Origin of the sequence: Archangium gephyra (assembly GCF_042230915.1) — a bacterium.
Lineage (GTDB): Bacteria > Myxococcota > Myxococcia > Myxococcales > Myxococcaceae > Archangium > Archangium gephyra_B.
In genome coordinates this window covers 10,348,417-10,374,727 of the sequence record NZ_CP102578.1, presented here as the reverse complement: position 1 = coordinate 10,374,727, position 26,311 = coordinate 10,348,417, and the positions used below count along the sequence as shown (strand labels likewise).

At 71.2% G+C, this 26,311-nt stretch carries 15 protein-coding genes; 10 read left to right on the top strand and 5 right to left on the bottom strand.

Annotated features, from left to right (window positions below; translation table 11 throughout):
* Window positions 1–2: 2 nt before the first annotated feature.
* Window positions 3–3,164: an ABC transporter substrate-binding protein gene (locus NR798_RS40795; RefSeq protein WP_375767992.1), complete on the bottom strand. Its 3,162-nt coding sequence runs from the start codon at window positions 3,162–3,164 to the stop codon at window positions 3–5.
* A gap of 67 nt (window positions 3,165–3,231) precedes the next feature.
* Between NR798_RS40795 and NR798_RS40790 the strand changes: the two genes are divergently transcribed.
* Window positions 3,232–4,245, top strand: coding sequence for a transglutaminase domain-containing protein (locus NR798_RS40790; RefSeq protein WP_375767991.1), 1,014 nt, complete (start codon window positions 3,232–3,234; stop codon window positions 4,243–4,245).
* Here NR798_RS40790 and NR798_RS40785 read toward each other — a convergent pair.
* Window positions 4,242–5,267, bottom strand: coding sequence for an arginine N-succinyltransferase (locus NR798_RS40785; RefSeq protein WP_375767990.1), 1,026 nt, complete (start codon window positions 5,265–5,267; stop codon window positions 4,242–4,244). The genes NR798_RS40790 and NR798_RS40785 overlap by 4 nt on opposite strands.
* Window positions 5,268–5,611: 344 nt before the next feature.
* Here NR798_RS40785 and NR798_RS40780 point away from each other — a divergent pair, with 344 nt between their 5' ends.
* Entirely contained in the window at window positions 5,612–6,544 is a 933-nt protein-coding gene (locus NR798_RS40780; RefSeq protein WP_375773903.1) for a heparin lyase I family protein, read from the top strand.
* Between the two features lie 126 nt (window positions 6,545–6,670).
* Entirely contained in the window at window positions 6,671–8,188 is a 1,518-nt protein-coding gene (locus NR798_RS40775; protein WP_375767989.1) for a pyridoxal-dependent decarboxylase, read from the top strand.
* A 15-nt stretch (window positions 8,189–8,203) separates the two neighbouring features.
* Here NR798_RS40775 and NR798_RS40770 read toward each other — a convergent pair whose 3' ends face one another.
* Window positions 8,204–8,506 (bottom strand): hypothetical protein, encoded by a 303-nt coding sequence (locus NR798_RS40770; RefSeq protein WP_375767988.1) that lies wholly within the window; start codon window positions 8,504–8,506, stop codon window positions 8,204–8,206.
* A gap of 199 nt (window positions 8,507–8,705) precedes the next feature.
* On the opposite strand from NR798_RS40770, the gene mug reads away from it, so the two are divergent.
* From mug to NR798_RS40750, 4 genes are all read left to right on the top strand, one after another.
* On the top strand, window positions 8,706–9,212 hold the full coding sequence (gene mug / locus NR798_RS40765) for a G/U mismatch-specific DNA glycosylase (protein ID WP_375773902.1): 507 nt from the start codon (window positions 8,706–8,708) through the stop codon (window positions 9,210–9,212).
* A gap of 243 nt (window positions 9,213–9,455) precedes the next feature.
* Complete coding sequence (locus NR798_RS40760; RefSeq protein WP_375767987.1) at window positions 9,456–10,748, top strand: pyridoxal-dependent decarboxylase; 1,293 nt, start codon at window positions 9,456–9,458, stop codon at window positions 10,746–10,748.
* A 70-nt stretch (window positions 10,749–10,818) separates the two neighbouring features.
* Window positions 10,819–12,099, top strand: a complete 1,281-nt coding sequence (locus NR798_RS40755; protein ID WP_375767986.1) for a TIGR04013 family B12-binding domain/radical SAM domain-containing protein — start codon at window positions 10,819–10,821, stop codon at window positions 12,097–12,099.
* A 232-nt stretch (window positions 12,100–12,331) separates the two neighbouring features.
* Window positions 12,332–12,760 carry a hypothetical protein gene (locus tag NR798_RS40750; RefSeq protein WP_375767985.1) on the top strand — a complete coding sequence of 143 codons (429 nt, stop codon included), beginning with the start codon at window positions 12,332–12,334 and terminating at the stop codon, window positions 12,758–12,760.
* A 118-nt stretch (window positions 12,761–12,878) separates the two neighbouring features.
* Here the strand turns inward: NR798_RS40750 and NR798_RS40745 are convergent, their stop codons facing one another.
* Complete coding sequence (locus NR798_RS40745; protein WP_375767984.1) at window positions 12,879–16,886, bottom strand: chitobiase/beta-hexosaminidase C-terminal domain-containing protein; 4,008 nt, start codon at window positions 16,884–16,886, stop codon at window positions 12,879–12,881.
* 397 nt (window positions 16,887–17,283) lie between these two features.
* On the opposite strand from NR798_RS40745, the gene NR798_RS40740 reads away from it, so the two are divergent.
* The 3 genes from NR798_RS40740 (at window position 17,284) to NR798_RS40730 (ending at window position 23,149) form a co-directional block, all read left to right on the top strand.
* Window positions 17,284–18,540 carry an exonuclease SbcCD subunit D gene (locus tag NR798_RS40740; protein WP_375767983.1) on the top strand — a complete coding sequence of 419 codons (1,257 nt, stop codon included), beginning with the start codon at window positions 17,284–17,286 and terminating at the stop codon, window positions 18,538–18,540.
* Window positions 18,537–21,722 carry an AAA family ATPase gene (locus tag NR798_RS40735; protein ID WP_375767982.1) on the top strand — a complete coding sequence of 1,062 codons (3,186 nt, stop codon included), beginning with the start codon at window positions 18,537–18,539 and terminating at the stop codon, window positions 21,720–21,722. The genes NR798_RS40740 and NR798_RS40735 overlap by 4 nt, the downstream gene beginning before the upstream one ends.
* A gap of 86 nt (window positions 21,723–21,808) precedes the next feature.
* Window positions 21,809–23,149 (top strand): sigma 54-interacting transcriptional regulator, encoded by a 1,341-nt coding sequence (locus NR798_RS40730; RefSeq protein ID WP_375767981.1) that lies wholly within the window; start codon window positions 21,809–21,811, stop codon window positions 23,147–23,149.
* Here the strand turns inward: NR798_RS40730 and NR798_RS40725 are convergent.
* On the bottom strand, window positions 23,146–26,073 hold the full coding sequence (locus tag NR798_RS40725; protein WP_375767980.1) for a protein kinase: 2,928 nt from the start codon (window positions 26,071–26,073) through the stop codon (window positions 23,146–23,148). The genes NR798_RS40730 and NR798_RS40725 overlap by 4 nt on opposite strands.
* Window positions 26,074–26,311 lie beyond the last annotated feature (238 nt).

The window sequence follows — 26,311 nt, the reverse complement described above, 5'->3', positions numbered from 1 at the left end:
GCTCAGTTCTTCCGCGCCAGCTGCTGCTCCTGCTGCTCCATCCACAGGTCCTCGAAGCGCACCTGCGGGGGCGCCTGGTGCAGCCGCAGCCCCTGCACCAGCCCGCTCGCCGCCGCGTGCACACGGTGGTGGAAGATGGGGATGACGGGGCACTCGTCGTGGGCAATCCGCTCCGCCTGCCGGTAGAGCTGCTTGCGCCGCTCCGGGTCGACGGTGACGCGGGCCTCCGCCGTGAGCTTGTCGAACTCCACGTTGCGGTAGCCCATCGAGTAGACGGTCTGCGCCTTCGAGTTGAGGTGGAAGTAGAGGAAGTTGTCCGGGTCCGGGAAGTCGGCGATCCACCCCACCCGGAAGGCCGGCAGCCGTCCCTCGCGCCGCCGCTCCGCGAACTCTTCCGCGCTCAGCTCCACGTGCTTGAGCTCCAACAGCCCCGCCTCCATCAGGGGCCGGAAGAGCACGGCGTCCTCGGCCGACGTGTCGCGGCCCTTCGCCTGGTAGAGCGTCAGTGGCAGCACCCGCACCCCGGCCTCGCGCAGCAGACGTTCGGCCAGGTGGATGTCCAGGCGCGGCTCGGGCAGCACGCCCTCGTCATCCAGCAGCTCCGGCGGCGTCATCGTGCGCGCGATGCGAGCCCCCTTGTGGAAGCGGTCCACCAGCCCCTGGAAGTCCATGCCCGCCCGGAGGGCCTTGCGCACCCGCACGTCGTTGTACGGCGCCTCGCGCAGGTTGAAGCCGAGGAACGACGTGGTGGGTGAGGTGCTGGTGACCACCTGCTGCCCGTCCAGCTCGAGCGACTCCACGTGCTGGGCGAACAGGTGCGAGACGAGGTCCACCTTGCCCTCCTGCAGCGCGAGCACTGCCTGCTCGCGGGAGTCCAGCAGGTGGAACTCGAGCCGCTCCAGCATCGGCAGCTCCCTGCGCCAGTAGGTGGGGTTGCGCTCGAGCGTGATGAGGCTGGAATCGAAGCCCACCTGCCGGAAGGGGCCCGTGCCGATCACCTGTCCGCTCGACGTCACCCGGGCCACCGCCGCGCGCGGCAGCGCCATCAGTTGCAGGAAGAAGGCCTTGGGCTCCTCCAGCCGGATCTCCAGCGTCTGGTCATCCAGCACCTCGATGCCCGTCACCTCGCGCGTCTGGCCCGCCGCGAAGGCCCGGGCACCCTCCACGTCCTCCAGCAGGGTGCGGTCCGGCGACTTCACCGCGGGATCCAACAGCCGCTCGAAGTGGCGCTTCACGTCGCGCGCCGTCAGGGGCATCCCATCGTGGAAGGTGACGCCCTGGCGCAGGTAGAAGCGGTAACGGCGCGCCGAGGGGTCTGCCTCCCAGCGCTCGGCCAGGTCCGGCACCAGCACGCCGTCGTCCAGCCGCACCATGTTGGAGAAGACGCAGCAGGTCATCTCCAGCAGTTGGTTGTCCACCGCGAAGAGGGGATCCAACCCGCCCAGGGCCCGCACGAAGGCCGTCTGGTGGATGCCCGCGCGCACCGTGCCGCCCGCCTTCGGGGCCGGGAGCCGGAAGCGGAACACCTCACCATCCAGGCTGGCCGCCTCGTGCGCCAGCTGCTCCACCGTGCGGCTCAGCCCGTCGCCGATGCGGATGACCTGGAGCGCGTCCTCGCGCACCCGCGCCACCTCCTCGCCGATGGCCGTGTCCCCGCGCATCAGCACGCCGTGTGCCGCGCGGATCTCCTCGATGGCCGTGCTCAGCTTCACCACCGCAGCGGACAGGTCCCTGCCCGTGCGCGCCTGGCCCTCCGCCTTCTGCGAGGCCTCCTGCGCCAGCTTCGCCATCTGCTGCGTCTGGTGCACGAGCTCGCGCCCGTGCCCCGCCTGCTCCATGGCCGCCCGCGTCACGTCGTCCACGCGCCGCGCCACCCGGTGGCTGGCCTCCACCACCGTCGAGCCCTGCGCCTCCAGCCGCTTCGTCTCGGTCAGCGTGGCCTCCACCGCCGAGAAGGTGCGCTGGGTGATGGTTCGTATCTCCATCAGCGCCTCGGCCGCCCGGTCTCCCAGTTGCACGCCCGCGCTGGCCTGCTCCCGGCCCTCCTTCACCAGCGACACCGTCGTGTCCACCTCGCGGCGGATACCGCCCACCATGGTGGCGATCTCCCGCGTGGAGCGCGCGGTGCGCTCGGCGAGGCTGCGTATCTCATCGGCCACCACGCCGAAGGGCCGGCCCTGCTCACCGGCCTGGGCGGCGATGATGGCCGCGTTGAGCGCCAGCAGGTTCGTCTGGTCCGCGATCTCCTGGATGACGTCGACGATGCGGCCGATCTGCGTGGAGCGCACGCCGAGCGAGTCCACCAGCCCGGCCGCTTTGCGGACCGTCTCCTCCACCCGGTACATGCCCTGGACGCAGTCGTTGACGAGCACCTCGCCGCGCTCGGCGGTGGCCGTCACCGCGTGGGCCAGCTGGTTGGTCTCCGAGGCGCGGTGGCGCACCGCATCGATGCCCGTGTGCACCACCTGCACGAAGGCCTCGGCCTCGCTGGCGAAGCGCGCCAGCTCGTCACCCGAGGAGGCGATGTGGTGCAGCCGCTCGCTCATGGCCTGCACCTGCTGCGTGGTGCGGTGCGAGAACTCGTCCAGCGAGAGCAGCGCCTCGGCCACCTGCCCGAGCCGCTCCGTCATCTCCACCAGCGAGCTGTTTGTCTCCTGGGCGAAGCTCTCCAGCTGGGCCACGCGCTTGCCCGCGGCGTGGAGGCTCTGCCCCATGCTGTTCACCGACTCCTGCGAGCGCTCCACGGCTCCGCCCTGACGGCGCGCGGCGTCCAGCAGCACCCGCACCTCCTCGGACACACCCTGGCAGGTGCGGCGCACGTTGCTCGTGACCCGCTGCACCTGGCTGAGCGCGCGGCGCAGGGAGAACATGAGCCGGCGCACCTCGCGCTCCTCGCCCATGCCGCTGTAGGTGTCATGGGTGAGGTCTCCCTCGGCGAGCCGGGTGAGCAGCTGGGTGCGCTCCTGGGCGCGCTCGACGGCCCACCTGAACCAGAACAAGTAGCTGGCCGCCAGCAGCAGCAGCGGGGTGAATCCGAGCAGCACGGCCCAGCCGACCCAGTTGTCGGGGTGGCCGGTGAAGAGCTTGAGGAGGGTGCCCAGGCTGAGGGCGAGCGTGAGCCCCCCGACGACCATGAAAGTGAAGAGGTACTTTTTGGCGGCCATGAGAGAACGGAGGCCCACCGTAGCGCGCATTCTCGCCGGGGTCCTCAAAACGGCGCAGACTGGGGGCATGCTCGCGCTCGTCCCCGCTCTCCTGCTCGCCCTGCCAGCGGGGGGAACCTCGCCAGCTTCCCCCGCGGAGGAGACCGCTCGCTACGTCTTCGCCTGGAGGGGCGTGCCGGTGGGCACCGTCACCCTCTCCCTCTCACCTGAAGTGAAGCGCTTCACCTATACCTCGCGCCACCTGCACACCCGCGGCGAGCACGTGGGCGAGCGGGTGCGGGAGGTCTCCCTGGAGGTGGCACAGGGGGAGACGGTGGTGGGGCGCTCGAGCATCCCGCAGGCGCTGTGGTTGTGGCGTGGCCCGCGTGCGCCCGGCTGTGTGACGGGGCGGGAGGAGCTGTCCGGGCGCGAAGGGCCCCACTGTGTCACCGCCGTGCGGGGAGACCGGGTGGAGGGCACGATGTTCGGCCAGCCCTTCAGCGCGCGCTATGACGAGCGCGGGCGGATGGCGGCGTTGGAGGTGGGGGAGTCGCGCTTCTCCGCGGTGGCACCGGGCGTGCGGCTGAGGCCGCCACCGGAGCTGTTCGCCGAGGGACTCCCGGTGGAGGGGGCGTCCGGCCCACTCGCCTTCTCACCCGCGTGGCCGCTCGCGGTCCGGCCTGGCTGGCTGACGGACTGGCGGGCGGGGGAGGCGCGGGCGCTCGCGGAGGCGGTGCACGCGGCCTTTCCGGAGAAGGGCCCGGGGGCCGCGGACTGGAGCGAGCGGGGCGAGGGCGAGGCGGGCGGGTGTCTGGCCCATGCGCTGCGCTTCGCGGCGGGGGCGGCGGCCCGGGGCCAGCGGGTGGCGCTGGTGCACGGGCTGCTCGTCGTGGAGGGTGGCCCCGCCCGGCCCCATGCCTGGGTGCGCGTGGGGCTCGCGGGGGGCGGCACGCTGGATCTGGACCCCACCTCGTTGGACCCCGTCACCCGGGAGACCCACCTGCCGCTCGCCCTGGCCGAGCCCGGAGGCCCTTCGGTGGAAGCCGGGGAGCGGTGGCTGGCGCTGCTGCGCGGCGAGCACCGCGTGGTGCGCCAGCCCTAGTCGAAGGGAATGACGGACAGCTTCGCGCCCGCGGGAGCCTCCAGCAGCTCCTTGGCCTTCGCCGGCAGGTAGGCGTTCTTGTCGTCCAGCCGCGCCGTGGTGCGCACCGAGCGGAAGCGGTTGCGGCCCGACTCGCGCTCGTAGGACACCAGCACGTCATCGCCTTCCATGTCGAAGTCCTGCTCGGCCAGCTTCAGCGAGCGGTAGCGGCGCACCAGGGTGATGTCCGAGAGGTTGGCCTCGAAGTGCGGGCCCCCGTCGAAGGGATCAATCCGCTCCACGTAGCGGAAGCCCACGCGCTCCAGCATCCGCTGCACGCCCTTGGTGTTGGGCCCCACCTCGCCGAGCACCTTCTGCACGCGCTCGGGGAAGAGCGAGGCGTAGATGTCCGAGTTGGGGAACAGCTCCTTGATGAACTCCTTGTTCTGCCGGCTGAGGCGGTCCGCCTCGTGGTAGGTGAGGCCGGTGAACTTCTTGCCGCACGCCTCCCACAGCAGGCTGCGCCCGTCGGGCAGCAGCGGCGGCAACAGCTCGGCGAGCACCCGCGGGCGGAAGAGCCGCTTGTGCATGGCCATGAAGAGGAAGCGCACGTAGGACAGCTGCTTGCCGGGCTTGTCCGGCGTGGCGCGGTAGGGCGGATCCACCACCAGGCCGCCAATCTCCGTGGGGCCCTCGTAGTTGTAGCCGATGGACAGCACCTTGTGCCGGAAGTGCCGGCCGATGGTGGCCGAGTAGTGCTCGCGCTCGGAGACGTCGTAGTAGGTGTGCGGCGCCTCGTAGGTGCCGTGCTGCGCGATGATCATCGACGTGCCGATGATGAGCTCGTTGCGCACGTCCTCCAGGACGAAGAGGTACTCGCGATCGAAGGGGTTCTTCACCTTGCCCGCGAAGCTCTTCACGGACTTGTCGATGATGGCCTCGAGCGTCTCCTCGTTGTTGGGCAGGTTGACGGTGTTGAGCACCGCGGCGAGCCGCTTCAGGCCGGGCAGGTCGGTCTTCTGGACATCGCGCAGGACGAGCATGGGAGTACCCGGATCACCCCTCGGAGGGGGGACCGCAGAGGGGGGGCACCATACACCACCCGGCCATCCCGTCAGCCGCTCGTCTGTCCTCCCGCTTCGACGCGCCGCGTCGAGCTCACTGCCTGACCGGCTGGCTGCCCGGTTCGCTCAATTCCTTCCACCTCGGGGAAGGCGGTTTCCGAGGGGCAGACGCTCGTCTGAATGCCTGCATTGCTGTCAAGGCAAAAGAAATAACAGCCGCTTGAAATAAAGGAGAAACGTGGGACCGTGGCCCTCGTCGTTGGCTGTCAAACATTAGCGAGGGCGCCTTGAGAGCAATCCTGGTTTCACTGCTCGCCATCCTGATGCCGGGACTGGCGTGGGCCGGTGTCGTGTGGCGGGGGGACTTCGAGACGGGCAACACCTCCCAGTACACACGCGCCCAGCTGGTGAGCGCGGATCGGCTCCAGGTCGTCTCGTCCCCGGTGTACCAGGGCCGCTACGCGCTCAAGGCCACGGTGAAGCAGGGGGATGACCCCATCAACTCCAGCGGCAACCGCAACGAGCTCGTCTACCAGGGTTACGAGAAGGAGGGCTCGGAGTACTACTACCGCTGGCAGGTGCTGTTCCCGCAGGACTACCCGAGCGTGAAGACGTGGCAGGTCTTCACGCAGTGGCACCACGACGGGTGCTGCGGCTCGCCGCCGGTGGAGTTCTTCGTCTATGGCGAGGAGATCCGCCTCACGCTCACCGACAGCGTGACGCCGTGGAAGACGGCGCTGGTGCGTGGGCAGTGGCAGGACTTCATCCTGCACGTGAAGTGGTCGTCCGACCCGGCCGTGGGCTTCATCGAGCTGTGGCACAACGGCCAGCGCGTGCTGTCACGGTACGCGCACGCCACGATGTACGCGGGCGACGGCATCTACCTGAAGCTGGGCCTGTACCGCAGCGACACCGTGCTGCCGATGGGCGTCGTGTACCACGACGGTTTCGTCCAGGGGACGCGGCTGGAGGACGTGCTGCCGCCGGTGACCCAGCCCCCGCCGGACGCGGGGACGCCGGACGCGGGAGCGCCGGACGCGGGCACGCCGGTGCCAGGACCGGATGCGGGCAGCGGCGAGCCGGACGCTGAAACGCCGCCCATCGTCCCCACCTCTCCGTTGCCGGATACCGGTGCCACGCCTCCGACGCTGGAGGAGGAGCCTCCGCGCGTTGGCTGCTCGAGCGCGGGCGGGCCGCTCTGGATGGTGGGGCTGCTGGGGCTCGGCGGCCTGCTGCGGCGCGCCCGTCGCCGATAGCCGGGTTGCGCATGCTCCCTCTCCCTCTGGGAGAGGGCGGGGGGTGAGGGTCGTCGGGCGCCACTCGGCGCTACCCGTGCCGGAGGGGCCGTCGTATGAGAGGGCCACCCGGAGAGGAGACCCGAGATGAGCGACGCGCGTGAAGGGGCGGTGCCCCACCTGAGCCCCGAGGAGTTCCGGAAGCTGGGCCACCGGATGGTGGACTGGATCGCCGACTACTGGGCCCGGCTGGAGTCCTTCCCGGTGCGCTCGGCGGTGGCTCCGGGCGAGGTGATGGCGAAGCTCCCCGCGCACCCGCCCGAGGAGGGCCTGGGCGGCGAGGCGGGCTGGGAGGCCGTCTTCAAGGACCTGGAGCAGGTGGTGCTGCCCGGCCTCACGCACTGGCAGTCGCCGTCCTTCTTCGCCTACTTCCCCGCCAACGCCTCGGGGCCCGCGGTGCTCGGCGAACTGCTGTCCGCGGGCCTGGGCGTGCAGGGCATGCTCTGGTCCACCAGCCCCGCCGCCACCGAGATGGAGACGCGCGTGCTGGACTGGCTCGCCGAGCTGACGGGGCTGCCGGCCTCGTTCCGCTCGGACTCGGGCACTGGCGGCGGCGTCATCCAGGGCACCGCCAGCGAGGCCACCCTGGTGGCCATGGTCGCCGCGCGCGAGCGGGTGCGGCGCACGCTCGGCAAGGAGCCGGAGCTGGTGGCCTATACCTCCACGCAGGCGCACTCGTCCGTGTTGAAGGCGGCCATGCTGTGCGGCGTGGTGCGCGGCGTGTCGGACGACGTGCACCTTCGCCAGCTCGGCACGGACGGCGCCTACGCGCTGCGCCCCGAGGTGCTGGAGCAGGCCATCCGCGAGGACGTGGCCGCCGGGCGCCAGCCCTTCTTCGTGTGCGCGTCGCTGGGTACCACCTCCTCGGGCGCCATGGATCCGGTGGGCGCCATCGCCGAGGTGCTCGAGCGCACGGGCGTCACCGCCGCGGGCGGCTGGCTGCACGTGGACGCGGCGTGGGCGGGCTCGGCGCTCGTCTGCCCCGAGCACCGCGCCATGCTGGAGGGCCTGGAGGCGGTGGACTCCTTCGCCTTCAACCCGCACAAGTGGCTGCTCACCAACTTCGACTGCAACGCCTTCTACACGCGCGAGCGCAAGGCCCTGCTGGACGCGCTGAGCGTCATGCCCGAGTACCTGCGCAACGCGGCCACCGCGAGCGGCGCCGTCATCGACTACCGGGACTGGCAGGTGCCGCTCGGCCGCCGCTTCCGCGCGCTGAAGCTGTGGTTCGTGCTGCGCCACTATGGCGCCAAGGGACTGCGCGCCTACATCCGCGAGCACGTGCGGCAGGCGGAGCTGTTCGCCTCCTGGGTGGCGGCGGACGGGCGCTTCGAGCTGGCCACGCCGCGCTCGCTGGCCCTGGTGTGCTTCCGGTTGCGCCCGGCTCCCGGCGAGGCGCCCGCGGCCACGGATGCGCGCAACCGCCAGTTGCTGGAGCGGCTGAACGCGGGCGGCAAGGCCTTCCTCACGCACACGGTGCTGCCCGGGGTGGACGGAGCGCCCGCGCGCTACGTTTTGCGCATGGCCATCGGCTCCGCACGCACCGAGGAGCGGCACGTGCGCGCGGTCTGGGAGCAGCTCGCGGCGCTCGCCCAGGAGGCGTGAGCCGCGGCCGGGGGCCTATTGGTTGATGAGCGGCTGCAGCACGCCGAGCCGCTCGAAGTCCTGGCTCATGGCCGAGCGCACCGCGTCGAGGATGGCCTCGTCGGAGAGGTTGCGCACGAGGAGCATCCGGGGCGTGACGAAGCAGAGCGCCTGGTCGAGCTGGCGCCGCAGGTGCTCGAGGGTGAAGAGGGTGAGGCCGAAGCGCCGGCCGTCCTTCAGTCGGACCACCACGTCCAGGCTGTCACTCTGGGACGAGGCGAGCTCGTCGGCGATCAACACGGAGGCGATGGGCCCGTCCTTCATATCGAGGGAGCGCATGGGAGGACTGTAGCCGCCCGCCAGCCAGGGGAGGGGGCCCGCGAGGGGCTGCCGTCCACCGCTGCACCATCCGGAGGGGATGCCGGCGCGAGGCGGACGGTATAGGTTCAGCCCCAGGGAGGAACGTCTGAAGTCACCTCGCGGCCCCATGACTCGCAGGCCCACGAAGGACGAGCTACTCGCCGCGGTGGGGCGCCACATGCCGGACCTCATCGCGCCCGGGCTGCGGATTCTCTTCTGCGGCATCAACCCCAGCGTGTACTCGGCCGTGGTGGGCTACCACTTCGCGCGGCCGGGCAACCGCTTCTGGCCGGCGCTGCAGGCCTCGGGCTTCACGGAGCGCCTGCTGGCCCCCTCCGAGCAGGAGGAGCTGCTCACGCTCGGCTACGGCATCACCAACGTGGTGGAACGGGCCACCGTCTCCGCGGACGTGCTGACGGCGGAGGAGCTCGCCGAGGGCGGGCGGCGGCTGGAGGCGAAGGTGCGGCGCTACCAGCCCCGGTGCTTGGCGGTGCTGGGAATCGGCGCCTGGCGCACGGCCTTCGGACACCCCCAGGCCTCGCTGGGGCCCCAGCCGCGGACGCTGGGCGGTGCGCGCGTCTGGGTGCTCCCCAACCCGAGCGGGCTCAATGCCCACTACCGGCCAAAGGACCTGGCGCGGCTGTTCCGCGAGCTGCGGCTGGCCGTGGAGACCTCCGCCCCGTAGCGACGCGGCGCTGTTCCGCCGCTTCTGCTCCGCCATGTGGGTCTCTCCCCGGAAGTGTGGCCCATTGTATCCAGGCAACGCGGCGTGGAGAGGCGAGCCGATCCGCGTCAGTCATTCGTCACTCGACAGGCGCGCGCCCGGCCGGTACATGCGCCGCGCATTCCATTCTTTCAGGGACTCTCCTGGACGGGCACGGAGTCACATGGCTCGTGCGGGAGGCGTGTGCCCTTTGGGTTCTGCACCATGAGCTCGTCCATCTCCGCGCTGGAGCGCTTGTTTTCCTCCGAGGGCAGTCCCCCGGAGCAGCGGCACATACCGCAGAGCCTCCTGGAGCGGCTCGTCGCGCCCGTGGAGCCGGCGGAGGCGTGGCAGCGGGCCCGCCCGCTGGATGACGGGCACCGGGTGGAGCCCCGCGAGCTGCCCGTGCGGGGAGAGAGCCTGGAGTCGGTAGTGGAGCAGTTGCGGCAGCTGAGGCGGGGCCCGGCATCCGCTCCGAGCCTGCCCGGGGTGCTCGGGGCGGTGGCCACGCTGCTCGCGAGCGGCGGGGAGGAACGGCACGAGGAGGGCCTGCGGGTGGACGAGGCGGAGTCGCGCGTGGCCGCAATGGTGTCGCGGGTGGTGGGCTACGACGAGGCGCGGAGCGGGGGCCGTGTCGTGACGAGCGCGCGTGCGGCGGTGCTGGCGGGGCTGCGCGTGGCCATCGCGAAGCATGCGCCGGAGGCCCGGAGGAAGGGCGTGCCGCGCAACCTCTACTGCTTCGCCTCGGAGGCCTCGGAGGACGCCCTGCTCGAGGCGGTGGAGACCACGGGGCTGGGGGGGTACCACCTCATCCGCGTGAGGACGCGCGAGGACGGCGCGATGGACACCACGGACCTGCGCGCGAAGCTGCTGGCCATCGCCTCGGGCGGGGATGTGCCGCTCTACGTGGTGGCCTCCGCCGGGGTCGAGGGCTCCTCCGCGCTGGATGACGTGAGGGAGCTGCGCGAGGTGGTGGACGGCATCACCACGCTGTACGGACTGCGGCCCGTGCACCTGCACGCGGACGCGGCGTGGGGCGGCCTCCACTGCGTCTTCAACGACTATGACTTCCAGGGCAACCCGCTCGGCTTCGGGCCCCCGGTGCTGGAGGCGCTCGCGCCGCTGCGCACGCGGCTACGGCACCTGCACCTGGCGGACTCGGTGGGCCTGGACTTCCGGGGGTTGGGAGGGGCCTCGTTCCCCGCGGGCCTCTTCCTGCTCGCCAACGGCGCGGAGCTGCGGCCGGTGGGCCTGCGCTCGCTGGAGGCCCCGGGCGCGCTGGCCCTCCACGCCCAACTGCGCGCCTTCGGGCTGGAGGGGTACCGCCGTCTGCTAGCCGAGGTGCTTGAGGCGGAGCGTGTCACCCGGGGAGGACGGGGCCTGCCGGGGGTGCAGGCCAGGTCCGGCTCGCCGCGGCGGAGCGGTACCGGGGAGGCCCTGGGCCTGTCCTCGGGGCTGGTGCCGGGGGTGATGGGCTTTGCAGGAGCCCGCCCGCCGCTGACCCGGCCGCGCAACTGAGCGAGCCCTCCGCCGGGGAGCGGGCGGGCGGCCCCTTGACGCGGGGGGGCCATGTTGGTTTGCAGGAGAGATGGCGTCGAAGAACAAGGTCGCGCTGGTCCTGAGCTACCAGTACCCGGGCAAGTACGCGCTCACCGTGCTGGCGGGGGCGGTGGAGGCGGACGCGGTGGGGCAGGACGTGGCCCTGCGCTTCCCGAGAGACCGGGAGTCGCTGCTGGCCGCGGTGCGCGAGTGCCACGACGCGGGGTACCGGGTGGTGGTGGCGTGGTCGTTCTACTCGGCGAGCTTCCCCGGAGCGGTGGAGGAGCTGGCCTGGCTGCGGGAGCGGCTGGAGGGCCGCGAGGTGCTGTGCATCGCGGGCGGGGTGCACGCCACTGCGGAGACGGAGCAGACGCTGCGAGGGGGCTTCGACCTGGTGGCGGTGGGCGAGGGCGAGCCCGTGTTGCTGGAGCTGCTCGGCCGGCTGGTGCGCGGTGAGGACCCGAAGCAGACGCGGGGAATGTCGAGGCTGGCGGACGGGAAGCTGGTGTCGCAGGGGCGAGGGGAGGGCGTGGTGCTGGACACGTACCCGCCGTTCGCGGCGAGACACCGGATGTTCGGGGCCATCGAGATCACCCGGGGCTGCATCTACGCGTGCCGGTTCTGCCAGACGCCCTTCTTGAACAAGGCGAGGTTCCGGCACCGGAGCGTGGAGAACATCGCGCGGTGGACGCGGGTGCTGAGGGAGGCGGGGAAGCGGGACGTGCGCTTCATCACGCCGACGTCCATGTCATACGGCACGGCGGACGAGTCGGTGAACCTGGAGGCGCTCGAGCGGATGTTGGCGGCGGTGCGCGAGGCGATGAGCCCCGGGGGGCGGGTGTTCTACGGGACCTTCCCCTCGGAGGTGAGGCCGGAGCACGTGACGCCCGAGGCGCTGGCGCTGCTCAAGCGCTACGTGGACAACGACAACCTCATCATCGGAGGCCAGTCCGGGAGCGAGCGGATTCTGCAGGCGAGCCACCGGGGGCACGACGTGGAGACGGTGGTGAGGGCGGCGAGCCTGGCGGTGGAGGCGGGCTTCGTGCCGAACGTGGACTTCATCCTCGGGCTGCCGGGAGAGGCGCCGGAGGACGTGAGGGCGACGCTGACGCTGATGCGGCGGCTGTCGGAGCTGGGGGCGAAGGTGCACGGGCACACGTTCATGCCGCTGCCGGGGACGCCGTACCGGGATGCACCGCCGGGCTCGGTGGATGAGGAGACACAGAAGGAACTGGACCGGCTGGCCTCACAGGGCCGGCTGTATGGCCATTGGAAGCAGCAGGTGGCCCTGGCGAACGGAATCGCCGCGAGACGCCAGCCGAGGCGCTGAGTCACCCAACCATCCCGCCAACTCCACCCCGCCAACTCCACCCCGCCAACTCCACCCCGCCAACTCCACCCCGCCAACTCCTCCCTCTCCCCTCGGGAGAGGGTCGGGGTGAGGGTATCCGTCCCCGTATTCCCATCCGTGAAGAGGAGTGGACCCGGGAGCCGCCCGTCTCCGCTTCCGGCTGTCTCTCCCACCGTATCAGGGACGACCGCTCCACTCCGTCCAGGGCCGCATGGACAACGACAAGACCTGGACTCCGCCGATCCGCGAGGCGCTGTGGCTCACGGCGCCGCTCACCCTCGAGGCGCTCTGTGTGGTGCTGCAGGAGGCGCTGAACGTGCCGCCTTTCGAGTTCGACGCGGAGAACGTCTACGAGTGGGGCATCTCGTTCCTCGAACGAGGCGCCGTCGAGCTCAACGTTTCGCGCAAGCACCGGATGGGGGAGCCTCGCATGGAGGAGCCCTTCCACGTCCTGCTGCGCGCGCATGAGCTGAAGGGGGAGCAGGCGCGAGAGGTGCTCGCGAGGCTTGTGCAGGAACTGGGGCCCGTCATGGCGACGGCCACCGGAGTTGCCGTGCATCACGGCGACCTGCGATACGTCCGCGGAGACGAGTACACCTACGAGGTGTGGCGCACGTTCCAGCCATCGCGCGGGCGTTGAGATGACCCGGAGGTACCGGCGGCTCCCTCTCCCTTTGGGAGAGGGCTGGGGTGAGGGTCTTCCCCGGGAACGAGGGAGGAGCCGGAGTGACCGGCCCCTCCCTCGTGAGTCCTACGGACTACGGGGTGTGCGACCCGAACGAGGAGGCGCCCACGGCCCAGTCACTGGCGAGGTTGTTGTCCGCCGCGACGACACGGCGGACCGTATTGTCCTTGGTGGTCGGGAGGCCCGCCCAGTCGACGGACACCTGGCCCGCGGTGGGAGTACTGGTGGTGCTGCAGGGGGCTCCACCGCAGTTGACCGGCAACCACTGCCCCTCGTCCTGGAGCGACTTCAGTTGCGTCTCGAAGTCAGAGGGAGGGGTACCACCTCCCCGGTAGAAGGACGCGCCATCCTGAGTAGCATTCGTGGCGTCGCGCACGCGCAGCACGCGCTGGGAGTAACCAATCTCGGCGGTGGTCCCGAGGAAGTCCCAGGCGCTGTCGTAGTTGGCGCTGTAGGAACTATTGGCGAACTCGCTCTTGCTGGTGGTCTCGGAGCTGGGCGCATCGGCGGGAGCCGTGGCGGGCCTGAGGTGGACGACGATGATGTCACCCGTGGCCACTACGACATTCGGGAAGGTGGCGAGGATGGTGCTCGCGCCCTGCATCAGGGTGAACTTGTCCACGCTCCCGCCCTTCACCACGAGCAACTCCACCAGATCCTTACCGTTGAGGATACCGGGGGCGATCTCGGTGAGCATCAGCTGGGCGGGCGTGATGAACCCGGTGAAGGTGGCGTTGTTGGCCACCGCATCGACGCCGCTGCCCCGGGTGTCCTTCACGCTGGAGGCCACCGTCACCTTGTAGACCGTGCCCGGCACCTGCGTGGAGGTGGTGAGCTGGACCTGGCGGCCCGAGACGGTAGCAGCCGAGGCCACCAGACCCTTGTCGAAGGTGAACTGGCTGCCATTGGCGAGCACGCTGGCCGTATCGATCGTCCGGTCGAAGCTCATCGTCACGCTCGTGGGGCTGGTCACCGAGGCGCTCGTCACCTTGGGGCCGGGGCACGACAGGACGGTGAGGTCGCTGGTGGCCCAGGCGGAGGGCTGGGCCTCGGCAGTGAACCGCCACAGCGGCGCCTGTGTGGTGACGACGCAGTCCTGCGTCACTTCGCGTGCGTCCGCCACCGCGGTGGTCAGGCGCAGCTTGACCTTGCCATCGTTGGCGGGGTTGCCCAGGGTCACGAAGTTCGCCGAGACGTTGCCCGTGCCAGCCGCGGCGAAGGGGCCGGCCACGGTGCCGGTGATGGAGATGAGCTCGCTCTCGTAGTCGTTCAGATTGGTCACGAGATCGACGTTGCTCACGTCGTTGAGGAGGGGCTCCACCGGCTCCCTCGACTTGTAGATGACCCAGCTATCGAACTTGGAGATGTAAGCCACCCCGCTCGACAGGGTCTTCTTCTCGGTGGCGCGGAGTCTCACGTGGTCGCCCACCTCGATGCCGAAGGCCGTGGGATCGACCGCGACGAAGAGCGCCGGACCGTTCTTCTCCGACTGGAGGAAGAAGCCCGCGGGATCTGAGGCGGTGGTACCGGTGAGCGGCTTCGTGTAGGTGACGAGCGCCCCGTTGATGGGATCGTTGATGGTCCCGTTCGTCCGGGAGCGGACGGTGGCGATCTGCGCCGAGGTGTTGGCCGGGGTGGAGATGGTGTACGGCTCGCTACCCGGGGTCTCCGCGTTGTCGGCCTTGTCCACGGAGAAGAACCTCAGCATGACATAGCCGGAGAGGGTGATGGGGCCGGTGTAACGCGTCGAACTCCTGGTCGGCGTGCTGCCGTCGAGCGTGTAGTACGTGTCCGCGCAGCCGATGCCACCAGTGTCGGCGCAGAACAGGGAGACGCTCAGCTCGGCGGCGTTATAGAAGCCGCCCGTCGGGCTGACGGTGGTGGTGGGCGCCGTGAGGTCGAGATCGATGACGTACGTCTCGGTCCGCGCGGTCTCCTCGTTGCCGGCCTTGTCCACGGAGAAGAACTTCAGCGTGGTGTCGGCGGAGAGGGAGATGGCGGCGGTGTAGCGCGTGGAGCTCGTGGTCGGCGTGCTGCCGTCGAGCGTGTAGTACGTGGCCGCGCACCCGCTGGGGCCGGTGTCGGCGCAGGCCAGGGTGATGTTCTGCCTGGTGCGGTACGTGCCACCCGCCGGGGTGGCGGTGGTGGTGGGCGCATCCGTGTCGAAGGTGTACACCTCCGTCTGCACGGTGCTCACGTTGCCGACCTTGTCCACCGCCACGAACTTGAGCGTGGTGTCGGCGGAGAGAGTGACCGGCGCGGTGTACGTGGTCGAGGCCGTGTCCGGCGTGCTGCCGTCGGTGGTGTAGTGGATGGTGTCGCACCCGCTGCCCGAGGCGTTGTCGGTGCAGGTGAGGGTGACGTCGCGCGAGCTGTTGTAGAAGCCGCCCGCGGGGGCCGCAGCGACCGTGGGCTTCACCGCGTCGATGATGTACGACTCGGTCCGCACGGTCTCCTCATTGCCCGCCGCGTCCACGGAGAAGAACTTCAGCGTGGTGTTGGCGGAGATGGAGATGGGGGCGGAGTACTTGCTGGAGGCGCTCGTGGGCGTGCTGCCATCCACGGTGTAGTACGTGGCGGTGCAGCCGCTGCCCGTGCCGTCCTCGCACAGCAGCGTGACGGACTGCGTGTCCTTGTACGCGCGGCCCGAGGGGATGGCCGTCGTCGTGGGCACGCCCTTGTCGATCCGGTACGTCTCCGTGTGGATGGAGCTCGCGTTGCCCACCGAGTTCTCCGCGAAGAACTTGAGGGTGGTGGTCACGTCCACGGTGATGGGCGTGGAGTACGTGGCCGAGCTCGTGGAGGGCGTGGAGCCGTCGGTGGTGTAGTAGATGGCGACGCAGGTGCCGCCCGTGGCGCCGGGGTTGCAGGTGAGGGTGACGCTCTGCTCGGTGCGGAACAGGCCGCCCGCGGGCGAGGCGGACACCGTGGGGATCGACGTGTTGATGACGTAGTCCGCCGTCTTCACGGCCTCGGCGTTGCCGGCCGTGTCCGTGGAGAAGAACTTCAGCGTGGTGTTGGCGTCGATGGTGAGGGCCGCGGTGTAGCGCGGCGAGCCCGTGGTGGGCTCGGAGCCATCGAGGGTGAAGTAGGTGGCCGCGCAGCCGCTGCCCGTGCCGTCGTTGCAGGCCAGGGACACGTTCTGGGCCTCGTCGTACCTTCCCGGCGCCGGGGTGGCGGTGGTGGCGGGGGCCACGGTGTCGAGGGTGTAGACCTTGGTGTGCACGGCCTCGGCGTTGCCGGCGGTGTCCACGGAGAAGAACTTCAGCGTGGTGGTGGCGTCGATGGAAAGGGCCGCGGTGTAGCGCGGCGAGGCCGTGGTGGGCTCGGAGCCGTCGGTGGTGTAGTGCGTGGCCGCGCAGCCGCTGCCCGCGCCGTCATCGCACGCGAGCACGACGCTCTGGGATGCGTTGTACAGGCCGCCCACCGGGGTGGCGGTGGTGGCGGGGGCCACGGTGTCGAGGGTGTAGACCTCGGTGTGCACGGCCTCGGCGTTGCCGGCGGTGTCCACGGAGAAGAACTTCAGCGTGGTGGTGGCGTCGATGGAAAGGGCCGCAGTGTAGCGCGGCGAGGCCGTGGTGGGCTCGGAGCCGTCGGTGGTGTAGTGCGTGGCCGAGCAGCCGGTGCCCGTGCCGTCATCGCACGCGAGCACGACGCTCTGGGGGCCGTTGTACAGGCCGCCCGCTGGGGTGGCGGTGGTGGCGGGCGCCGCCGTGTCCACCACGAAGGTGAGGCTCTGGGCGCTCTCCGCGTTGCCCGCCTTGTCCTTGGAGAAGAACTTCAGCGTGGTGTTCTGGGTGAGCACCACCGGGGCCGAGTAGCGCGGCGAGGTCGCGGAGGGCGCGGAGCCGTCGGTGGTGTAGTACGTGGCGTCGCAGCCGCTGCCCGTGCCGTCCTCGCAGAGCAGCGTCACGGAGACGTTCGCCTTGAAGGTTCCTCCCTGCGGGGTGGCCCGGGTGGACGGAGGCGACGTATCCGAGGGCGTCGGAGTCGGCGGGGGATTCGGGTCACACGCGCTCGCGAGCTGGAGCGCGAGCAGAGCCAGGACGAGCCGGCTCGGCCAGGAAGGGATGGGGGGCATCGAGACTCCAGGGGCGGAGGAGGAAAGCGGGCGAAGCCTTCCACTGGCTGACACTTCGTCGCAAGTTGGTGGCCTGGAGGCGCGTGGCCCGTTCGTCCCGGGGACGTGACAGCCGGGTGAACTCCTGAAAACCCCCTCGGGAATCCAGGCGGGGTCCGGAACTCGGGTTTCTGGTATGCGCTTCAAGGACGCACGGAGCATTCCACTCGTCACCGGTGACCAGTGAAACGGGGCGGGTCCATTCCACTTGTCACCGGTGACAAGTGAAACGGGGCGGGTCCATTCCACTTGTCACCGGTGACAAGTGAAACGGGGCAGTCGGAGCCTCCGGAGCCGAGGGCCCCGCCCGGAGTGAATCTGGTGCGCGCCTCCAGGGCGGCTACTGTGCTCAGCCGCGATGCGCTTCAAGTTCGTCCATGCCGCCGATCTGCACCTGGATACTCCCTTCCGCGGCGTGCCCGCGGACTCGGGACTGACAGGCACCTTCCAGCAGGCCACCTTCCGGGCCTTCTCCCGCATCGTGGACGTGTGCCTGCGCGAGCACGTGGCCTTCCTGCTGCTGGCGGGGGACCTCTTCGATGCGAAGGACCGCTCGGTGCGTGCGCGGCTGGCGCTGCGGCGCGAGCTGGACCGGCTGCACATGGCGGGCATCCAGACCTTCATCGTTCACGGCAACCATGATCCGCTGAGCGGGGACACGGGAGCGCTGGGGCTGCCAGACTCGGTGAAGGTGTTCGGCGCGGACTGGGAGGAGGTGGAGGTGCGCCGCGAGGGGCGGGTGCTGTGCCGGGTACAGGGCGTCTCCTATCCGGAGGCGGAGATGCGCGAGAACCTGTCGGCGCGCTTCCGCCGGACGGCGCCGGACTTCACGGTGGGGCTGCTGCACGCGAACCTGGGCGGAGTGGAGGGGCACGCCAACTACGCGCCCTGTACGGTGGAGGAGCTGGCCGCGCGGGGCCTGGACTACTGGGCACTGGGCCACGTGCACACGCGCGCCGAGTACCCGCTCGCGGGAGGCGCGGTGGCCGTGTACCCGGGCAACCCGCAGGGGCGGCACGTGAACGAGCCGGGCGAGCGCGGCTGCATGCTGGTGGAGGTGGACGAGGGGAGTACGCGGCGCCGCTTCGTCCCCGTGGACACGGTGCGCTGGCACCGGCTGGAAGTCGGGCTCTCGGGGCTCGGCTCGTTGGATGGGCTGGTGGCGGCGGTGACGGAGCAGGTGGACGCGAGCTGTCCGGACGAGCTGGACGGCCACGCGGTGCGCCTCACGCTCACGGGCCGGGGGCCGCTGCACCGCGAGCTGTCCCGGCCGGAGGCGCTCGGCCAGCTGGAAGCGGACCTGCGCGAGCAGCTCGCCCTGCGCCACCCGCCGGTGCTGCTGGAGTCCCTGCGCGACGCGAGCCGGCCCGAGTTGGAGCTCGAGACGGTGCGCCTGGCGGGAGGCTTCTCCGGGACGCTGCTGGCCGAGGCCGAGGCGCTGGTGGCCCAGCCGGAGGCGCTGGCGGCGTTGTGGGCGGAGGACGCGGAGCTGCGCGCGCTGGCCCAGCGCTTGCGGCGGCTGGGCGTGGACGCCCTGGAGAAGCCGCGGCCGGAGCTGGTGGAGCAGGCGGGATGGCACGTGGTGGAGCAGCTGCACGAGGAGGACGCGGCGTGAGCGGGCCTCTGCGCATCGACGTGTTGAAGGTGCACGGCTTCGGCCACTTCTCCGGCTACGAGCTGGAGCTGGGGCCGGGCCTCAACCTACTGTACGGGCCGAACGAGGCGGGCAAGAGCACGCTGCTCGCGTTCCTCCGCGGCATGTTGTTCGGCTTCGAGAAGCGGGGCCGCTCGGAGTCCCGGTACGAGCCGGAGGCGGGGGCCTTCGGGGGCGAGCTGTGCGTGAGCTCGGGGGCGGGCCCGCTGGTGGTGCGCCGCGTGGCGGACAGGAAGGGGAAGGCGGCGGTGACGGTGTTCAGCCCGGAGGGGCACGAGCTGCTCGCCTCGCGGCTGGACGAGGCGCTGGCGCACGTGTCGCGGGAGCTGTTCTGCGAGGTGTTCGCCTTCAGCCTGGACGAGCTGTCCAGCTTCGAGCAGCTGGTGGAGGAGGATGGGGTCTCCCGGGCGCTCTTCGCCGCCGGGCTGCGGGGCGCGCGCAGGTTGCCCGAGGTGGAGAAGCACCTGGAGAAGCGTGCCGGCGAGCTCTTCAAGGTGAGCGGGAAGAACCCCGAGCTCAACCAGGTGCTCCGGCAGCTGGAGGAGGTGCGGGGGAAGCTGGACGCGCTGAAGGACCGGCCGGAGAAGTACTTCGAGGAGCGCGAGCGCCTGGCGTCCCTGGGCCGGCAGCAGGAGGAGGCGGAGGCCCGCCAGGAGCAGATTTCGCGGGAGCTGGGGCGGCTGTCCCGGCTGGAGGCGGCGCTCGGAGAGCTGGGGGAGCTGGCGAGGCTGAGGGGGGAGCTGGCCGCGCTGCCGGACCTGTCGGCCTTCCCACCGGGAGGGGAGTCGCGGCTGGAGGAGCTGCTCCAGAGACTGACGAAGGCCCGGGCCGAGCAGGCCCGAGTGGAGGAGCTGTTGTCCACGGGCGGGGCCGAGCTGGCCCGGCTGTCGGCGGCCTGGTCCGTGCGGGAGCGGGAGGAGGGGCTGCGCCTGGCGCTGGGGGCCTTCACCGCGAGGGCCGAGCTGCTGCGGGCGTTGCCGGGCCGCCGTGCGGCACTCGAGGCGAGGCGCCGCGAGGTGGAGCAGGCGCTGGGGGGACTGGGGTTGGAGGTGGACGCGGCGGGCCTGCTGGCGCTGGAGCTGGGCGCGGCGGCACGAGGCACGCTGGAGTCCCTGGCGGATCGGCTGGCGAAGGCGGAGGCGGAGCGGCGCGAGGCGGAGGTGGCGTTCGGGCGGGCCCGCGTGGAGCGGGAGCGCATCGAGGCCTCGCTGGCGCGGCTGCAGGCGGAGCGCACGAAGCTGCCGGACGTGTCCGCGGCGGAGCTGCGCCAGCGGCAGGCGGCGCTGAGCCGTTCACGGCTGCTGCGCGTGGAGCGGGACCAGGTCTCGGCGCAGCGGGCCGAGCAACAGCAGCGGCTCCAGGCCCTGCGCGCCCAGGCCGAGCCGGAGCCCGGAGCGGCCCCCGCGCCCTGGCTGGTGCTGCTCGGCGCGGGCGTGGCGATGGTGGGGGTGGGCGTGCTGGCGCTCCACGCGGGCGCGAAGGAGGGCGCCATGGCCCTGCTCTTCGCGCTGCTGCTCATCGTGCCGCTGGTGCTTGGCTACGTGCGCTCGGTGAGGAGCCACCAGCGGAACGTGGAGGCCCATGCCGCGCGCCAGCAGCAGCGAGCGCAGGAGCTGGCCCGGCTGCAGTCGGCGCTGGACACCCTGATGGGACGGCTGCTGGGGCTGGAGCGGGAGCTGGTGGCGGCCACGAGCGAGGCGGGTGTAACGCCCGAGGCGTCCACGGCCGGGCTCGCCGGAGCGGACGCGGCGCTGGCGGAGGCCCTGCGGCAGGCCGAGCGGGTGGAGCACCTCGGGCGCGAGCGGGAGGCGCGCGAGGCGGAGCGGGACGGGGTGGTTCGCGAGGCGCAGGCGGCGGAGCTGGCGGGGCGGCGGGCGGACGCGCAGGTGCGGGCGCTGCGGGCGGAGCTGGCCGGGCTGCTGGAGGCGCGGGGCTTTCCCACGGGCCTCTCTCCGCAGCGGGCGTTGGCGTTGTGGCGCGACGCGGCCGAGCAGCGGCAGCGGCTGGCGGACCTGGGCGCGGACGAGCGGGCCCTGGCCGCGGACGAAGCGGCCTGTGACGCGGCCGTCTCGCGGCTGCTCGAGGAGGCCCGGGAGGCGGGGCTTCCGTTGGGGCCAGTGGAGGCGGTGGCCGCCCGGGTGGCCTCGGCATTGGACGAACTGAAGGCCCGGGACGCGGAGGCACGGACGCTGCGGGCGCGCGCGGACGAGTGGGCCGGGGACAGGGCGAGGTTCTCGCGGCTCCGGGAGTCCGAGGAGCAGGCCCTGGTGGCGCTGCTGGCCCGGGGCGGCTGCGACACGGAGGAGACGTTCCGCCAGCGGGCGCGGCAGGCGGAGCACTTCGAGGCGCTCACCCGGCGCGAGCGCGAGCTGACGTGGCGCATCGAGGCCGCCACGGGGCTGGAGGAGCCCGCGGCGCGGGAGGCGATCCTGGCGGCGGGGGGCGAGGAGCGGCTGAAGGAGAAGCTGGCGCAGTTGCGGATGCAGGAGCCCGCGTGCGCCGAGCACCTCAAGGTGCTGCACACCGGGTATGGCGCCACGCTGAGCCAGCTCGAGCGCTGGGAGAAGGACGAGGAGCTGGCGGCGCTGCGCATCGAGGAGGAGCGGCTGAGGGCGAGGGCGGCGGAGCTGGCGACGCGGTACGCGACGGATCGGCTGGGGCTGGCGCTGCTGGCGCGGGCGAGGCGGCGCTTCGAGGAGGAGCAGCAGCCGCGGGTCATCCAGCTGGCCTCGGAGCACTTCGCGGCGCTCACGGCGGGCCGGTACCGGCGGGTGTTCCTCCCGGCGGGAGGCAAGCGCGAGCTGCGGGTGAGCGATGCGCGGAGGGACTGGAGCGCGGAGCAGCTGTCGAGAGGAACGCGGGAGCAGCTCTACCTGGCGTTCCGGCTGGCGGTCATCCAGGACTTCGGGGAGACGCGAGGAGCGCTGCCGCTCATCGTGGACGACATCCTGGTGAACTTCGACCTGGAGCGGACGCGGAGCACGTTGAGCCTGCTGTCCCGTCTGTCCGAGCACCACCAGATCATCGCCTTCACCTGCCACCCGTGGATGCGCGAGTGCTTCGAAGCGGAGGGAGCACGGGTGGTGGAGCTGGAGCCCGGAGTGAGGGGGCCTGGGGACCAGCGGCTCCGAGCGGGAAGCTGAGCCCGCCGGGCCCGCGGCAACGCTCGTTGTTCTGGTTGTTTTCCGTCCTGGTCTATCCTGGGAGTCCATCACCGACATGGCGGGACATGCGGAACGACCAGACCGACCCGATGGAGCAGGAACCCGGTGCTCTCAAGCTCCGGGTTCACAAGATTCGTGTCGAAGTGGTCAAGGGACCGGACGCGGGGCGGCGTGCCGAGCTGGCCGGCCTGGAGGCACGGCTCGGGAGTGGCCGGGATTGCGACTTCGTCCTGACGGACACGACGGTCAGCCGCCATCATCTGCTCCTGCGCATCGAACGTGATGCCATCCGGGTTGTCGACCTGGGCAGCCGCAACGGTACGCGTCTCGACGGCATCGAGGTGCGTGACGCCTTCGCCAGGCCGGATTCGCTCATCGTCATCGGAGGGACCACCCTGCGGCTGTGCATGCTCTCCGGCATGGTCGAGTTGCCCTTGTCCACACGCGAGAGCTTCGGGCGGATGCTGGGCCGGAGCATCGCCATGCGGCGGGTGTTCTCCCTCCTCGAGCGGATTGCTCCCTCGGACTCCACCGTGCTCATCGAGGGGGAGACGGGCACGGGCAAGGAAGTGGCCGCCGAGGGCCTGCATGAGGCGAGCCCCCGTGCTGACGGGCCGTTCGTCGTCTTCGACTGCTCCGCCGTGGCCCCCACGCTCATCGAGAGCGCCCTCTTCGGCCATGAGAAGGGGGCCTTCACTGGCGCCACGGTGGAGCGTCCGGGTGTCTTCGAGCAGGCCCATGGAGGGACGCTCTTCCTCGATGAGCTCGGCGAGCTGCCCCTGGAGCTCCAGCCGAAGTTGTTGCGCGCGTTGGAGTCCCGCGAGGTCCGTCCCCTGGGCAGCCGCGGCACCCGGCGGGTTGACGTGCGGGTCGTCGCGGCGACGAGCCGCTCCCTGGCCCGGGAGGTGGACCGCGGCCGGTTCCGCGAGGATCTCTACTACCGCCTCTCCGTCATCACCCTCCGGTTGCCGCCCCTGAGGGAGCGGATGGAGGACATCGCGCTGCTCGTCCGGCACTTCGAGAAGGAGCTGCGCGTCCGCTCCCAGGCGCGGGGGACGCCGCTGCCGGACGAGGCGGTGGAGGCTTTTCTCTCGCAGTCCTGGCCGGGCAACATCCGCGAGCTGCGCAACGCGGTGGAACGCGCGCTCCTGCTTGGCAACCCGGAGCCGGGCGCCGCGTCCCACTCCTGGGCGCCCGCTCCCGGCGCGCTGGGGGTGAGCCTGGAGGAGCCACTGCTCTCGGGGCGGAAGCGCGTGATGGAGGCCTATGAGCGGGAGTACATCGAGCGGGCCCTGCACGAGACGGGGTGGAACATCTCGCGTGCCGCCGCCCTGGCGGGCGTGGGCCGCAAGTTCATGCAGCAGGCGATGACACGCTACGGGTTGCGGGGAGACTCCGAGGATTAGCGCCCTTGCGGGCCGCCGTGGCACATGCCCGCGCCTCCCGCCTGGTACAGGCGGGAGACCTCGGCCGGAGTGAGGGCGCGGTTCCACACGGTGACCTCGTCCAGGAGACCGTGGAGCAGGCCCGTCTCGCTGGAGGAGCGGCTGCCGAGCCGCAGGGGCTTGCCGTTGTCGAGCGACCGGGGGTGGAGCAAGGGGTTGAACCGGGCCACGGGCACTCCATCGACGTAGAACGTGCCGCCGTCCTGGGCGCCGCGCTCCACCGTGAGGGTGACGAGGTGCCACGCGCCATCGGCGACGAAGTGCCCGGACTGGTAGTTGGAGCACGAGGCGGCACCCGGGTGCATGTTGCATCTGCCGGAGCCCTTTCCATCCGCGAGCTGGAAGCTCAGCCTCCCCCGGTACAGGAACAGGGCGTAGCCCACCACGGGGTCCTTCTGTGACGGCCCCTCGTGGCGCTTGTCGAGGAGCACCTTCACCTCCTCGGCGTCGGTGGTGCGGATCCACGCGGCGAGTGAGAGGTCTCCCTCGCCGAGGTCCAGCGCCTGCGTGTCGGGCGCCTGGAAGAAGCCCCCCTCCAGCGCCAGCGCGCCGCGGACGCGTCCCGTCACCGGGCTCACGGCGCCAACGAGCTGGCCGGGCCGTGCCCTGCCCAGGACGGCGCCCGGGTCCGGCCCATCCAGCGGATACCAGGCCACCAGTCCCGGGAGGGGGGCCAGACACCCGCCCTCCGGCGGCGGGGCTCCGGCCGTGGCGGCGGAGGGCTCGAGCCGGGCCACGAAGAGGTCAGGTCCGCCCGCGCTCTTCAGGGGGGTGGCACCCAGATCGAGGGTCCCCTCGAAGGCGCCGGCGAGGAACACGTGGCCGCTCGCGTCCACCGCCACGCTATAGGCGTATTGAGCCGCGGCATCTCCGAAGCGCCGGGCTCCGAGGAGGCTCCCGTCCGCGCCGAGCTCGAGCAGGATGACATCGTCACCTCCCATTCCAGGCAAGGGGCCATCGCCGAAGACGGCGCTTCCTCCCACCAGGCCCGTGACGAGGAGCCGTCCTCCAGGCAGGGCGGCGGCACCCGCCGGATGCATCCGCTCCGTGTCACCGAGGCGGTGGCTCCACAGCAGGCGCCCCTCGGGGGTGAACTTGCTCGCGGAGATGCCCCTCACTCCCGCGAGCCCCTCGTGGCTGCTCAAGAGGATGACGTGGCCTTCCGAGTCGAAGGCGGGGTAGCTGGAGCCCCTGGTCCCTCGCAGGGGTTGGTGCTGGCCCCAGAGGAAGCGCCCGTTCGCGTCGAACAGGGCCAGGAAGTAGTCCCGTGAGCCGGTGCCGCTCAGGAGGCCTCCACCGAAGTCGAGCTGGCCCTCGAAGGTGCCGGTGACGGCGATGTGGCCGGCCGGTCCCACCGTGAGATGCTGGAGCGTCTGGTGCCCGGAATCTCCGAAGCGTTGGCCCCACAGGAGCTGGCCGTCGGCGGTGAAGCGGGCGAGGAAGCCGTCCGAGAGGCCGGCGCTGACGAGCGCTTCCCCTCCGAGGTCCATCGTCCCGTAGAAGTAGCCCCCCAGGATGGCGCCGCCCTCGGGGTCCACGGCCACGGTGGTGGCGTACTGCGCCTGCTCGTCGCCGAAGCGCCGGCTCCACAGCACGCGCCCCTCCGCGTTCCACCGCGACAGGAAGACGTCCGGGCCCGCGGAGTTGAAGAACTCCCGCCCACCGAGCTCGAGCGCATCGCTGAAGTAGCCGGTCACGAAGAGGGTGCCCGTGGCGTCGGCGGCGAGCGCGGTGGCGGCCTGTATCCCCTCGTCACCGAGGCGGTGGCTCCAGAGCATCCGCCCGTCAGGGCCGAGCCTGGCCACGAGGATGTCGTCGAGGCCCGCGCTCGTCACGGGACCGGTGTCGAGCGCGAGACTTCCCCGGAAGAATCCGGCGATGAAGGGGTTGCCCCAGGGGTCGAGCGCGAGCCGCAGGTACTTCTGCTCCCCGGCATCGCCGAAGCGCCGGCTCCAGGGGCCCGGGTCTTCCGGCATGGCGCCCGCTCCTGGCGCGGGAAGCGTCCTGGGACGGGGCGTGCCGCCTCGCATGAGGACGACCGCGCCCAGTGTGATGAGCAGCGGGGCGAGCAGCATCAGGCCACGCCGCACCGGGAAACGCCGGGGCACCTCCTCGAGGGAGGACAATTGCCGGGCGACGTCGAGCGCCTCCGGTCTCCGTTCCGGGTCGTGCGCGAGACAGCGCTCCACCAGCCCGAGGAGCGCGGGCGGAATGCGCCGCCGCTCCGTGGCGGGCTGGCCTCCGGAGGGCACCTCTCCGGTGAACAGCTCGTGCAGGATGACTCCGAGCGAGTAGATGTCACTGGCGGGGCCCGTCTTCCTCCCGGCGAGCTGCTCGGGAGCCGCGTAGCGGGGCGTCAGCGGCCACGGGCCCGGCTCGGTGTGCTCCTGCGTTTCCCAGAGCGCCCGGCTGATGCCGGAGTCGACGATGACCGGCTCCTTCCCACCGCGCAGGCAGATGTTGGTGGGCTTGAGATCGCAGTGGATGCCACCGGCGGCGTGGATGGCGGCCAGGCCCCGGGCGATCCCAGCGCCCAGCCGCCGTACCTGCTCGGGCTCGAGCACGCCTCCCTCCATCACCTCGCGCAGGCTGGGGCCCTCGATGAGCTCGAGCACCATGAAGGGCAGGCCCTCGTGCCACAGGAGGCCGGGCTCGAGCGCCCGCACGACATGGGGGGTGCTCTGCGTGGCATGGACCCTTCGCAGCAGCTCGAGCTCACGCCGCTCGAACCTGCGCACGGCGTCTTCGCGCGCAGCCCGGTGGTGCCGGAGCATCTTGAGCGCCACACGGCGCGGCGGCGCCGCGGAGAGCTCGATCGCCGAGAGCACCCACCCGAACGTCCCCTCCCCGATGAGATGCTCGATGGCGTAGCGCCGTGCCAGCACGTCTCCCGGTCCGAGTGGACAGGGCCCGCCCTGGGAGGGGGCCCGGTCCTCTGTCGTGCGGGTTCCGTCATTCGCCATGGAGGTGGAGGGCGTGCATGCGGGTAGGACCGGCGAGCATACAGATGCTGGCGCTCCGCTGTATCCGATGGGGTACAGCGGGCCGGGCCGGGTGGCTCCAGCGGGAGGCAGTCCCGAACAGGTTGCAGAGGCTGTTCACGAGAGGTTGTTCCAGATGGCT